The 13,361-nt window shown below is 67.7% G+C and carries 9 protein-coding genes; 7 read left to right on the forward strand and 2 right to left on the reverse strand.

All coding sequences use genetic code 11. The features are described from left to right. Positions 1 to 452: 452 nt before the first annotated feature. The 3 genes from WME83_RS29375 (at position 453) to WME83_RS29385 (ending at position 3,354) form a co-directional block, all read left to right on the forward strand. Complete coding sequence (locus WME83_RS29375; protein WP_437313011.1) at positions 453 to 797, forward strand: hypothetical protein; 345 nt, start codon at positions 453 to 455, stop codon at positions 795 to 797. A 73-nt stretch (positions 798 to 870) separates the two neighbouring features. Continuing rightward, on the forward strand, positions 871 to 1,164 hold the full coding sequence (locus WME83_RS29380) for a hypothetical protein (RefSeq protein WP_437313012.1): 294 nt from the start codon (positions 871 to 873) through the stop codon (positions 1,162 to 1,164). Between the two features lie 156 nt (positions 1,165 to 1,320). Next, positions 1,321 to 3,354 carry a M13 family metallopeptidase gene (locus WME83_RS29385; protein ID WP_437313013.1) on the forward strand — a complete coding sequence of 678 codons (2,034 nt, stop codon included), beginning with the start codon at positions 1,321 to 1,323 and terminating at the stop codon, positions 3,352 to 3,354. 307 nt (positions 3,355 to 3,661) lie between these two features. Here the strand turns inward: WME83_RS29385 and WME83_RS29390 are convergent, their stop codons facing one another. Both WME83_RS29390 and WME83_RS29395 read right to left on the reverse strand, forming a co-directional pair. Further along, positions 3,662 to 5,368, reverse strand: coding sequence for an FG-GAP-like repeat-containing protein (locus WME83_RS29390; RefSeq protein ID WP_437313014.1), 1,707 nt, complete (start codon positions 5,366 to 5,368; stop codon positions 3,662 to 3,664). 146 nt (positions 5,369 to 5,514) lie between these two features. Next, positions 5,515 to 6,291, reverse strand: a complete 777-nt coding sequence (locus WME83_RS29395; RefSeq protein WP_437313015.1) for a response regulator transcription factor — start codon at positions 6,289 to 6,291, stop codon at positions 5,515 to 5,517. A 658-nt stretch (positions 6,292 to 6,949) separates the two neighbouring features. Here WME83_RS29395 and WME83_RS29400 point away from each other — a divergent pair. The 4 genes from WME83_RS29400 to WME83_RS29415 all read left to right on the forward strand — a co-directional run bounded on the left by WME83_RS29400 (position 6,950) and on the right by WME83_RS29415 (position 13,208). Then, positions 6,950 to 8,656: a DUF2330 domain-containing protein gene (locus tag WME83_RS29400; protein WP_437313016.1), complete on the forward strand. Its 1,707-nt coding sequence runs from the start codon at positions 6,950 to 6,952 to the stop codon at positions 8,654 to 8,656. An 11-nt stretch (positions 8,657 to 8,667) separates the two neighbouring features. Then, positions 8,668 to 9,156, forward strand: a complete 489-nt coding sequence (locus tag WME83_RS29405; protein WP_437313017.1) for a hypothetical protein — start codon at positions 8,668 to 8,670, stop codon at positions 9,154 to 9,156. Positions 9,157 to 9,550: 394 nt separating this feature from the next. Beyond that, positions 9,551 to 10,966: a hypothetical protein gene (locus WME83_RS29410; protein ID WP_437313018.1), complete on the forward strand. Its 1,416-nt coding sequence runs from the start codon at positions 9,551 to 9,553 to the stop codon at positions 10,964 to 10,966. Between the two features lie 22 nt (positions 10,967 to 10,988). Beyond that, entirely contained in the window at positions 10,989 to 13,208 is a 2,220-nt protein-coding gene (locus WME83_RS29415; protein ID WP_437313019.1) for a TonB-dependent receptor plug domain-containing protein, read from the forward strand. Positions 13,209 to 13,361: the final 153 nt, after the last annotated feature.

The raw sequence follows: 13,361 nt of genomic DNA on the forward strand, positions 1-13,361 counted from the left end.
ATTGACAAGTCACGGTGGCTCTTCCCAGCGTCGTGTTTCGATGGGCGGTGCCTGAAGAGCAGCGTGCTCCTCACTCCTGCCACCCAACGCCCTGGCGATCATCAGCGGGCGAAGCCTGTCTGATTCATCGACCTGTTGGGCCGCATCCGTCAACCGTCAGGAGAGCACTTCGGCGGCCGTCTTCGCCCCGAGGACGTTATCGATCCAGCGGCGCCAGCACCGTCTTGGTCTTGGCCGGCATTGTCGGGGATGGCGGCCGAGGTGGCACAGGACCGGAACAGGCGAGAACCAGCGCCAGCAGGCCGAAAGCGAGCCAGAAGATGAGAGGATAGTCCGCGCAAAGCCATTTCGATTTGTCAAGAACTTTCTGCCACCGACCGGCCGCTGGCTTCGGGGAACGGTGAAGACGGTGGACCAGGGCGTCGGCGTTCAGACTGCGGTAGAGTCGGGCCATGTACATCGAGCTACCGTTCCTCGCATCGATCCCGGTCGGAAACGAAGTCGTCGTTCAGCTGCTCGAGCGACCGACGTTCTTCGGCGGCTGGGAAGAGTCGGACTGGATCGTGCTCGATCGGACGACCGGCATCGTCTGGTCGCCGTGGGGGGTTCCGATGGGACTGACGCGGGAGAACTTTCACAGCCATCACCTCGGTGAGCATCGACGACGCAGGCCGAACGTCGCGCCCACGCTCGGACGCGTGGTGGCTTGCCAGGTGTCGACCAAGGGGATCGGTGAATCCAATCACGTGATCACCGGGCTGACGCTCGCGCCGCTCGAAGCCACCGCCTACCGCTGAGCCCGGGCGCTCTCCAGAATCGAAACGCGGTCTCGCGCGAGACGCAAGGGGCGCTTGCCACCAGATGCGGTCAGTGACTGTCGACCGCGCCAGGCTAAGCGAGGAATTCAGCTACTACCTCAGCGACGAGAAGCTCCGCGGCGCAGCCGCGCGAATCAAGGCGCTCGGCGAGCCCGAGGACGTGGTCGTCGAGAGCGTCACCGAGCGCGGGGGAATGGATCACGCGGTGATCACCTTCGTGTTCGAGGGTGTCACGGCCCGGGGCGTCCTCTACCGGACGCCCGACGGAAAGATCCAGCAGTTCCTGCTCGGTCGAGGTGAGCCGATGAGGCCCCCCCGAAAGCCAGAGCATCTTGATAATTCATGAACTCCATACTTCGCTTTCGGCCATAGTGACCCATGCAGGTGGTTTCAGAACCTGTATTGGTTGAATTTTCCGCTGCCCTCGCGCTGTTATGGCCGCTACGCTGGGCCGGTTCGCGGTACCCTCGTTTCACTCATTCATGCGCAGGGAGTCCGATTCATGAAGAAGCTCATCGCGGGCGCGGTTTGCGTCCTCGCGCTCGTCGGCTGCGACAGCACGCAGGCCGAGCCGCCCGAGCCGCTGGTTTCGGGCATTATCAAGGAGAACTTCGACCCGGCGGTGCGCCCGCAGGACGACCTGTTCCGGCACGTCAACGGCGGCTGGCTGGCCAGGACCGAGATCCCGGCCGACAAGTCGAGCTACGGCGCCTTCACCAAGCTCGACGACGACGCTGAAGCGGAGCTCAAGGCGATCATCGAGGAATCGGCCGCCCAGAAGAACAAGGCGGACGGCTCGGACGAGCAGAAGATCGGCGATTTCTACACGGCCTTCATGGATGAGGCCAAGGCCGAGGAGCTGGGCTTGAAGCCGCTGGAGGCGGAGCTCGCCCGCATCGATGCCGTCAAGGACACGGCCGAGTTGCCGGCGCTTCTCGCGCACCTGGGCAAGATCGGCGCGCGCCACCCGTTCTCCGGCTACATCGCCCAAGACGCCAAGGACTCGACGCAGTACACGGTGTACTTCTTTCAGTCCGCGCAGCTCGGCTTGCCGGACCGCGATTACTACCTGTCCCAGGATGAGAATTTCTCCAAGCTGCGCGCCGCCTACCGCGCGCACGTCGAGAAGATGCTGGGTATGATCGGCGACGAGAGGGCCGCCGCCAACGCCGAGGCGATCCTGGCGATGGAGACCCAGCTGGCGCAGAAGCACTGGACGAGAGTCGAGTCGCGCGACGACGACAAGACCTACAACAAGTACGAAGTGGCGAGGCTCAACGAGCTGACCCCCGGCTTCGACTTCGCCGCCTTCGCCAGGGAGGCCGGCGTCACCACGAGGGCCGTGATCGTGATGCAGCCCAGCGCCTTCACCGCGATGGCGGAGCAGCTGAACGGCCATAGCCTGGACACGATCAAGGCTTACCTGAAGTTCGGCCTGGTATCGTCGTTTGCGCCGTACCTGTCCAAAGCCTACGTCAACGAGAACTTCGCCTTCTATTCCAAGACCCTTCGCGGAATCCCGGAAGACCGTCCGCGCTGGAAGCGCGCGGTCGAGAGCACGGAAGGCGCGCTCGGCGAGGTGGTGGGGAAGATCTATGTCGCCAAGCACTTCCCGCCGGAAGCCAAGGCGCGCATGGAGGTGCTGGTCAAGAACCTGCTGAAGGCCTACGAGGCGAGCATCAAGAGCCTCGACTGGATGAGCGAGGACACCAAGGCCAGGGCGCTGGAGAAGCTGTCCAAGTTCACGGCCAAGATCGGCTATCCGAGAAAGTGGAAGGACTACTCGAAGCTTACCGTCAAGGGCGACGACCTGGTCGGCAATGTCATGCGCTCCAACGAGGTCGAGTACGAGCGCCAAGCCGAGAAGCTCGGCAAGCCGGTGGACCGCGAGGAGTGGATGATGACGCCGCAGACGGTCAACGCCTACTACAACGCGAGCCTGAACGAGATCGTGTTCCCCGCCGCGATCCTGCGGCCGCCGTTCTTCAACATGGCGGCGGACGATGCGGTGAACTACGGCGGCATCGGCGGCGTGATCGGCCACGAGATCGGCCACGGCTTCGACGATCAGGGCTCCAAGTACAACGGCGACGGGAACCTGCTGTCATGGTGGACGGACGCCGATCGCAAGGCCTTCGAGGACCGCACCCAGGCGCTGATCGCGCAGTACGACAAGTTCTGCCCCCTGCCCGACCAGTGCGTGCAGGGTGCGCTGACCATCGGCGAGAACATCGGCGACCTCGGCGGCCTGTCGATCGCATACAAGGCCTGGCAGCTCGCGCAGGGCGGCGAGCCGGCCGTGGAAATCGACGGCCTGACCGGCGACCAGCGCTTCTTCATGGGCTGGGCGCAGGTGTGGGCGCGCAAGTACCGCGACGAGGAGCTGCTGAACCGTCTGAAGACGGATCCGCACTCGCCCAGCGAGTACCGCTGCAATGGTATCGTCTCCAACGTGCCGGAGTTCTACACCGCATTCGGCGTCAAGGAGGGCGACAAGCTGTACCTGGCGCCGGAGAGCCGCGTGAAGATCTGGTGAGGCGCCGGAGCTAGGTACCCAAGACGCAGCGTTGCCTGGTAGCGGCTCTCGCATCGGCTCGCCGTCGCTACGGCCATGGCCGGCAGGAGGTCCTCCTGCCGGATGTCCGGCTCGTGGATCGAGCTCGGCACGTCGTCCTCGGCGGGGACGCCGTGGATGAGGCGCTCGAGCTCCCACTCGTTGATATCGAGGGCCTCCGAGGCGAATGGGAGGCACGCCGTTCATGCTCACGCAACGACCATAGCGGACAAAGAAAGCGGTCTCCGCGACGCGGTAGACCCTTCGCCGACACGATCCTCGTCCGAGCTCACAGCGCGCGGAAGCGCTGCCACGGCTGCGAAGCATTGAACGTCGCGTTGCGCAGGCGCGGGCGTACGGTCCGGCTCCATCCGTAGCGCTCACTGAATCCGTTCGGGGCCGGGTCGAACGTGATGAAGGGGACCGCGCCCGCCGCCGACGAGCGCACCGAGCCGCCCCAGCTGGATCCAGTGGTACCCTTCACGCAGTAGAGATCGCTTCGGCCGTCCGCGTCAGCGTCCATGATGAAGAGCTTGTCGCCGGCCTGGCATGCGTCGGAGGGAATGCCCGGACTCTCACCAACATAGATGTGAGAGTTGATGTTGGTGAACGGAAATCCGCTCGTCGCGGCGAAGTCGACCTGGAGATCTCCATTGCTTCGCGTCACACAGAGCAGGTCGGTGCGGCGGTCGCCGTTGAAATCGCCGACATAGAGCTTCGCGCCCGTGTGCGTGCAGTACACGGTGTCGTAATATTCGTTCGAGTACGTGACGAAATCGAACGTTCCGTCGGCTGCCGCGTAATCGATCCAGATCCGGCCCGGATCTTTGCACAGCAGGTCGGTGCGCCCGTCGCCGTTGAAGTCGCCGGTGTAGAGCTGCGCGTTCGCATGCGTGCAAAAGACGGCGTCGTTTCGCAGCCACCCGCCGGAGTAGGTGCCATCCGTCTGCCCGAACAGGACCTGGAAACCTGTCACCGACGGACGGCGGCACGCGATGTCGGAACGATCATCGTTGTTGAAGTCTCCGACGTAGAGCTCGCTGTCCGAGGAGGCGCAATACGTCTGAGAGACGGTTCCCATCGCGACGACTCGCCGGTTCGTGTTCCGCGCGATGCGCACCACGCCGGCGGACTGATCGGCGCAGATGGCGTCAAGATCGCCATCACCGTCCGGGTCCGCCCAGTACAGCTGGGTCGCGATCGGGCACCACGAGTTCGAGAAGGAGATGTCGCTCGTCGACGTGCCCCACGTCGTCATGATGTTCTGGATCTGCGCGCGGACCTGCACGACGTTGCCGAAGACGTCACCGAGGCCGCTATTGACGCCCCAGATCGCGCCTCCCGCGCTCGCAGTCCCGAGGCGGGCTGGTCCGCCCGAGTCGCCCCGACAGAGCGCCTGCGTGCTGCCGAACGAGCCCTGGAAGAAGCGCATCGTGCCGCCCCCGGCGCCCGTATTCCAATTGGTGCATCCCTTCCCCCAGAGCGTCACGGTCGTGCCTGTCGTCGGCATCGCGGTCGCGATCGTCGGGAACGTGCTTATGAAGCTCGAAGGGACCGACGTCTCCAGTCGCGCGAGCGCCACGTCGGGAGCACCGAGATCCGTATCGGAGCTGAAGTTAAAGATGCGATCCACGACGAAGGTGCCGCCACCGTTGGTGCCCCAACTGACGCCGTCGGTCGAAGTCCTCACCAAAAATCCGGTGTCCCGGTTCAACGGGTCGTTGACCGCTTCCTGGTGATTCCAGCAGTGCGCCGCGGCGAGCACCCAATTGGGCCCGATGAGGGTCCCGGTGCAGCCACCGAGAAAATCGACCAGCTCGGGCCGGTGGTCCACGGTCCCGCCGATGATCGCCTCGGAAGCCAGGCCGATACTTTCATCGTCGTCGTCGAACGGCGCAGTATCATCGGGCTCGGCATCGCCTTGTATGCACCCGCATAGCCCGATTGCAACGGCACACGCCAGCATCCTCTGTCGGCTTCGATCTGTTGCAATCATGTAAAACCACCTTTGGGCTACATTGAACAATGAGCTCATTGCCAGTGTATCGTGCTCCCTCCGGTGCTCTCGTCGGGGGCCAACTCGCGTTTGCCGTTAGGATAGCGATCCCCCGAGCGCTGTCACTTCCCTAAGATTAGGGTATCTTATAGCGTGCGCTGGAGGTTGCCGGTCGAACCGCGGCCGAGCAGACGGGCGAGCAGCATGGACCGCGAACCGACGCCGAAACGGCGATAAATCGACTTGGTGTACTGATTCACGGTATATCGGCTGATCCCGAGGCGCTCGGCGATCTCCTTGTCCGTGCGCCCGCCGAGCAGCAGATCCAGGGTCTGGCGCTCGCGCCGCGGGAGCTGGGCGCGCAGCACGTCGTCAATCATGGGCGTGGGCGCGCGGAGCATCGACTCGCACTCGAGGTGAAAGAGGTGCAGGAGGCTGCGGTCCTCCTCGTCGAAGGGGCGCTCGTTCTTCGCCCGATACATTCCGAGCCCGTGGACCACCGATGGCGTTGCTCCGCGCCTGGTCGAATACAGGGCGTGATCGAGGTGCGCCGGCCCGAGGTGGTGTTCGACGTACGGCGATCCATACCACAGCCGATCATCGATCAGCTCCTGGCGCATCGCTGTGGTGGTGGCCGAGATACGCGCTGGAGACACGCGCATCAGCTCGCGGAGGCCGGGATTGAACGCGCTTCCACTCTGCGCAAGGACCTCGAGGGCCGGCAGCGTCGTGCTGTCCCACCCCTCGAGGACGATGGCCGTGAAGGCTCCGCGCCCCCCGGGGCGGAAGTCGCAATCGACGACGCTACCGCCTACGACGGCGCCGAGGATGCGCAAAAGACCCGAGATTAGGTGCTTCTGTCGCTCGGGATGGTTCGCCGGGATCTCCTGTGCTTCGGCGATGAGGCGGATCAACTGGCGCACCTGGCCAGTACGCAGCCTCCCCGCCATCGTCAGACCCGGCAAGTCTTCCGTGTGAGCCACCATGGCTCCGCAATAACGTGGGCCGGGATTCGTGTCTAGCTTCGCCGATTGCAGCTCTTGCGAGAGCGCGGGGCAGGCCACAGGGTCGATCTCCGATGGGGGAAGGCTCGACCGGTTGCTCGGTCAAGGCGCCCGACGTGGGCAGGGTTGTCACGGACGCAAGCTCGCGGGACGCGACGACATCCCGCGGTCCGCGCGATCCGTGCCGCCCTCGAGCGCCGCCCGCCGCAGGTAGGCGGTAGCATCCCCGAGCTCTTCGCGGCGCGACGCCCGCCCACCGCCGCTGTTGCCGCTGTTGTCGGGTAGCCCGCCGCCACGAGGTGCCGCCCCATCGCCGGTTCCAGTCCGCGGAGCACTGGCGCTCGCCCAACTCGGCAAGCCGGTGACGTGACTTGCATTTGCGGGTCCGCGGCAGGTAGCTTCGTGGAGCCGCACGCCCCGACCAGGGCAGGGCGCCAACCCGGGTTGGTCGCCCGCGGCGCCAACCTGGGTCGGTCGCCCCCGGCTCGTACCCAGGAATCGCCTTTCTCAAGCGTGGCACCGGGTTTGCTCCGGGGGGGACGGTCGCCCGGCCGGGCGGGCGAGGAGGTCTTGGACGATGCGCAAGCTGTGGGCGGCTACGGTAATGGCGACGGCGGCGCTGACGACAGCGCCGCGACCCGTCGAGGCGTGCGGCGGATTCTTTTGCGGACGACAGCCGGTGGACCAGACCGCGGAGCGGATCTTGTTCGCGACGAACCAGGACGGCTCCGTCACGATGGTGACGCAGATCCAGTACGCGGGCGCGGCGCCGGACTTCGCCTGGGTGATTCCGCTCGCCGAGGTGCCGGCGGTGGACAGCCTTGCCGTGTTCCCGCAGCTCGCGCTCACCGCCCTCGATGCAGCGACGGGCCCGCAGTTTCAGTGGCCCGACGACCCGTCCTGCTATCCCCCCGTGTTCGAGGCCGGTGGGGGCGTGGACTCGCCCACCGCGGGCGGGTCCGACGACGGCGACGTCACGGTGCACATCCGGGAAGAGGTCGGGCCGTACGACGTGGCCGTGATCGAGTCGACCGATCCCGCGGCGCTCATCGACTGGCTTCGCCGTAACAACTTCCGCGTCAACGACGCGATGGCGCCGTACATCCGCATCTATACGAGCGAGGGGATGAAGTTCCTCGCGCTGCGGCTCCAGCCGGACGCCGAGGTCAGCGACATCCAGCCGTTCCGCTTCACGCTTCCGTCGGGGTCGCCGTCGATTCCGATCCGGCTGACGGCGATCGCGGCCGAGCCGGAGATGGGCATCACCGTGCTGGTCCTCGGCGACCGGCGCTATGGGCCGGCGAACTGGCCAGACGTCGAGATCGACGACAACCAGATCGTCTGGAGCCCGTACGCGTGGCCAATGCAGACGAACTGGACGGCGCTCGTCGCGCGCGGCGTCGACGAGGTCGGCGGTCGCGGCTTCGTCACGGAGATGAGCGGACCGACGGCCGACATCGCCGAGCAGGTCCGCAACACGATGAGCTCGGACGAGGCGCAGGTGGCCGCGCGCGACGCGCTGCTGCCGCTGCTGGAGAGCAACGCGACCATCACCCGGCTCTACACCCGCCTGTCGCCCGAGGAGATGACCGTCGATCCGATCTTCCGGCGCACCGACGGTCCCGAGGTATCAAACGTCCGCGTGCTCCCGCGCTACGTCGACGGCCGCGACCTGTGCGGGGACGCTCCGGGCGCCGAGCCTGCCGCCGCGTCGCCGTGCGACTTCGCGGCGTGCGGCGCAGGCGGCCTGTGCCGCGTGGTCGAGGTCGCAGGCGGCGCCCAGCCGGTGGCCGGCTGCGCGTGCGTGCCCGGGACGACCGCGCGCACCACGTTCGATCCGTCGGGTCGGCCGACGGTGACCTGCCAGGACCTCCGCATGTCGTTCCTCAACCCGGGTGACCGGGCGCTTCCCGACGCGCCGCCGCTCGCGGACCCTTGTGCGACGTTCGATTGCGGCCCGCACGGCGAGTGCGTGCCCATGAACATGACGCCGACCTGCCGCTGCTCGACGGGTTATGTGGCGGTAGGCGCCATCGCCGCCGACGGCAGCCGGGAGACGACCTGCGTGCTTCCCGACGAGCCCGTCCCCGCGTCCTTCTATGACCGGCGCGTGCCGAACCTGCCCGATTCGCTGCCGGGTGGGCGACCGGTCGACGTGCCGCCGCCCGCCGTCGAGGCCACGTCTGGAGGCTGCAACGCCGGCAGTCATGCAGGCAGCGCCGGCGGCCTCGGCGGCGCGCTGATCGGGCTGCTGCTGGCCGTGCGCCGTCGCCGGCGCTCCTAGGAGCCCACGCCGTGACCTGCTCGACCTCCGCCGCCGGTTTCGTCGTGCTCCTCGCGCTCGCCCCTGGCTGCGTCGGTGGGGACGAGCCGCCGGCGCAGGGCATCGCCGAGCTCGGCACCGGCGAGTGGCAGTTCGAGCCGCTGGCCGACGGCCAGGAGGTCGAGCTCGCCCACGGCGCGCAGGGCGGCTGGCACCTGTGGACCAGCGTCCGGACGCTCGGCCTGGAGCCCGAGGGCGTCCTGCTCGAGGTCACGACGACGGTGATCGGCGACCCCTCCTCGGCGACGACCAGCCGGGGGAGGATCGAGCTCACGGAGCGCGAGGACGGCCGGTGCGAGTTCATCGGATGGCCGGCCGTGCTCGGCGAGCCCGCTTGTGCCATCGGCCGTACGCTCCAGGTCAGGGGGATGGTGACCGACGCGCGAGGCACGGTTGCGAGCGGCGAGCGGCTGGTGCGCCCCCGATGGAACAGCGACGAAGCATGTGCCGGACAGCCATAGCGCCCGCAGGCTGTGGCGGGAAACGCGCAATCGAAGACGACGGCGAAGGCGAAGGCGGCGGCGGCGACGGTCGTCCAGGGATCCTGCGTCAGCTCAATCTTGATGGGCACGACGCGGGGCGCGCTCGCCGTGAGGTCGACCCGCCACGCGTACGCCGTGAGGGCGGGGTTCTCCTTTTGATCTAGGTGTACTCCATCGCGTCAACCGCCCACGTCCAGGGACGGAAACCGCTTGCCGCGCGCCCATGAACTGTGTATGTGCACAGATCGGGTCCTTAGGGGGACTTTGGGGGGGTAACAGCGACCGCTGGACGGCGGTGCGCCGGGTCACCATCCCTGGGGTTTGGCGGCATCCGACGACGCTCCGTCGCAGCGTCACGCGCTGAAGAGACACCATGCGGAACCTGATGATCCTCGTGTTCGCTGCCGCCCTGGCAGGATGCTCGGGCGAGGAGCCCGGGGCGAAGAACGTCCTCCAGCTCGGAGGGATCGTCGACCGGACCGGCGACATCGCCAACCCGAACTGGTACTCGGCGATCGCGATGGCGCAGGACCAGATGAACGTCGCGCTGGAGCGCGCGGGCTACAAGGACCTGGCCTTCGACTTCGCGCTGCGGGACTCCAAGAACACGAGATCGCTGGCCATCTCGCTGGCGCAGGAGCTCGTTGCGGGCGGGGCGAAGGCGCTCGTGCTCGACTCCAGCCCGAACACCGAGGGCGTGGCGAGCCTGATCTACGACCCCGATCCCGCGAAGCGGATCGGCGTCCCCACCGTGTCGATGGCGGCCTCGTCGCCCTTCCTGAACAACCCGGACGACCAGAGCGACGACCCGCTCGTGCGGGCAGCGCGCCGCGACGAGGAGGGGTGGGTGTTCCGCACCTCCATGAGCGCCTTGCCCCAGACGCGGGTGGTCATGAACATCCTCCTGAGGAAGGGCATCGCCGACAAGGACCACCTCAAGATCTCCGTCCTCGGAACGAAGAACGCCTTCGGCGTCGGCTACGTGTCTGCCCTCGCCACCGCCGCCGAGGCCGTGCGCCCCCGCGGCGCGCCCGCGCCGGTCATCGAGGGCATCTTCTACGTGCCGAGCGGCCCCGGGGGCGTGCCCACCGACTACAACTTCGCGGACGAGCTCAATCGCCTCGTCGATGACGTCACCGAGCTGACCGACGAGGAAGGCAACACGATCGGCGAGGCCGCGCGCCGGAGCCCACCGGACGTCATCGTCGACGCGTCCAACTCCGGTCACAACATCAACGTGACGAAGAACTACAGCGCCCCCATTCCGCTGCTGCACCACGACACGTTCCGGCGCGCGCAGGTCATCGAGGGGCTCGGGGGAGCCGCCGACGGGCAGGAGGGGACGTCGCCGGTCCTGTTCGAGCCGGGGCCGTCGGGCGAGGCGTTCGCCCACGCGCTGGGGGTGGCCGGCGCGGTCGAGATCGGGGCCTTCGACGCGGTCGCTTACGACGCTGCGGCCGTGCTCATGCTGGCGTCGCTGGTCGCGTCCGCGAAGCTCGATGACCCGACCGGCGTGGCGCCGGCGCAGATCCGCGATGCGCTGAGGGAGATCAACGAGCCCGCCGGGGCCGTCGTCCGCCCCGGCGAGGCCGGGTTCGCGGAGGCGATCGCGCGGGTCGCGCGGGGCGAGCCCATCAACTACGAGGGCGCCTCCGGCAGCTGTGATTTCAATCCCCAGGGCGATGTGCTCATGAAGGTCGCGTACTGGACGATCGAGCAGCGGTCGTTCCGGGATATCGCCATCTTCGATTGCGTGCAGCCCAGGTGTCCGCTCCTCCGGAACCGGTGACCCGAGCTCGTGGGGTGGGATCATGACGCGTCGCGCGGTTCCGGTTCGAGTCGCGGTGGGGGTGGCGGCGCTCGTGGGCGGCGCGGCGAGCGGCGCGGGCGCGCAGCCGGCCGGCGGTCCGCCTTCGCGGGCGGCGGCGACCTCAATCCAGGGGACGGACGCCCTGGCGCAGATGTCGCTGGAGGAGCTGCTCAACGTCCAGGTGGTCACCGCGAGCGGCGGTGAGGCGGAGGATCGCTCGATCGCCGCCGCCAACCTGGTGGTCATCGGCAAGGAAGAGATCAGGACGCGCGGGTGGCGCTCGCTCGCCGAGGTGCTCGCGAACACCCCGGGGCTGTACGTGATCGAGGACCTGGTGCTCCCCTCGGTCGGCGTGCGGGGCGTGACCGGCGGGCTCCGCGCGGGCTCGCGGATCGTCAAGGTGATGATCAACGGCCACTCCGTGATCTTCCAGCCCGATCTGACGGCGCTCCTCGGGCCGGAGTACATTCCGATCGAGTGCGTCGAGCGCGTCGAGATCGCCAAGGGGCCGTTATCGGCGCTGTACGGGGCCAACGCCTTCCTCGCCACGGTGAACGTCATCACGCGAGACGCCCGCGGCGGCGCCTCGGGGGCGGAGCTGTCGGCGCGAGGCAACTGGATCTCGGAGCAGCCTGGTTACGGCGGGACCCTCCTGGCGCAGCAGGCGACGGACTGGATCGGCGTCCTCGCCGCGTACAGCTTCGACCGCACGGATCGCTCGGGGCTCCGGATCGAGCGTACGTTCCCCGGGCAGCGCCCGGAGCTCCCGGCGTACGCGCCGCTGTTCGCCGGCGAGAGCCGGGACGACATCGCGGCGCCCTCGAGCTTTTACGCCCAGCTGAGCGTCGAGGCCGGCGCCCTGGGCAGCGTGAAGGTCCAGGGGGGCGTCCAGCGGCTCGATTCCATGGGGGAGTTCCAGCTCAACTCCGCGCTCACCCACGCCTCTCGGCATTCGCTCCAGAACGCGTGGGCGAGCGTCCATCACGACAAGGCGTGGACGCCGCGCCTCGCGACGCAGCTCTCGGCCGGCGTCTCGCGCGGCGCGCCGACCCGGGAGGATGAGCTGTTCCTCACGGGCGTCCGCGCGACCTCGTTCCGCCGCAACTTCGCGTCGACAACGTTCCAGATGGGGGCGCGCGTCGACGCGTCGCTGTCCGAGGCGATCACCGTGAGCGGCGGGGCGGACTCCATCGTCGATGTCGCCGACGTGCTGTATTACACGGAGATCTACCGGGCCGAGGTCGGCGGCCACGCGAGCGGCGACGAGGTCGACCTGGTCTCCGGCGCGGATCTGCGCGCCGCGATGCTCTCGACGAGCGGCGCCTTCGCGCAGCTCCAGGTGAGCCGGCCTCCGTGGCTGGAGGGGCTCCACCTCTCGGCGAACGTCCGGCTCGACAAGCCCAACCACTGGGATGCGCAGGCGTCGTGGCGGGCCTCCGCGGCGTACCGCTGGCACGACAACCTGGTGACCAAGCTCATCGTGGGGCGCTCGTATCAGGCGCCGTCGGCCGTCCTCCTCTACGGCTTGACGGGCTTCGGGCGGAGCAACAACGTGATCGGCAGCGAGACGCTGCCGTCCGCGCCGCCGCTACAGCCGCAGAAGGTTCGATCCGCCGAGGTCGTGGTGAGCGGCGGGCTCTCGATCGTCCTGTTCGAGGCCGCCGCCTACGTGCAGGAGATCAAGGATCGTATCGAGTTCACGTCGCACGGCGCGAACTTCGTGGGGCGCAACCAGGGCGACGAGGTGCACGCGGGCGCCGAGCTGAGCCTGCGGCTGGCGCACGAGCGGATCGCCCCTTACGTGAGCGTCGCGGCGAACGGCCGCGTCGCCCACGCCGAGCAGGATGGGGAGCTGGTCTACGAGATGGACACGGAGCTCCCGCTGGTTCCGTTCGTCTTCGCGCTGGGCGGCCTGGACGTCCGGATCCCCGAGGCCCGCGTCAACATCAATGTTCACGCGAAGCTCGTGAGCGCGCGGGGCGCCGCCCAGGGCAATGTTTTGCTCAACGACAGCGAGCCGTACGCGTTGCCGAGCTATGCCACGTTCGACGCCACGATCTCGAGCGTGCGCGCGGACCTGCTCGGCGATGGTTCGGAGACGGGTGCGAGCGTGTCGGTCAAGAACCTCCTCGACCAGCGGCGGTCGGAGCCGGGCTTCGGGGGCTTCGACGTTCCCGTCGTGGGGCGGAGCGTGGCCGTGAACGTGACGCACGCGTTTTAGGTGACGGATCGGGATCCGGAGCCGACGGCTGTTCAGCGCGCGAGAACGCTGAGCAAGAAATCCGCGCCGATCTCCGCCGGCGCGCGGCGCGATTCACGTTAGCCTCGTCTCCGTCGCACCCTAGACTTCATCGCTCGTTGCTGGAGTTGATGA

The organism is Sorangium sp. So ce385 (genome assembly GCF_051474135.1).
GTDB lineage: Bacteria > Myxococcota_A > Polyangia > Polyangiales > Polyangiaceae > Sorangium > Sorangium cellulosum_D.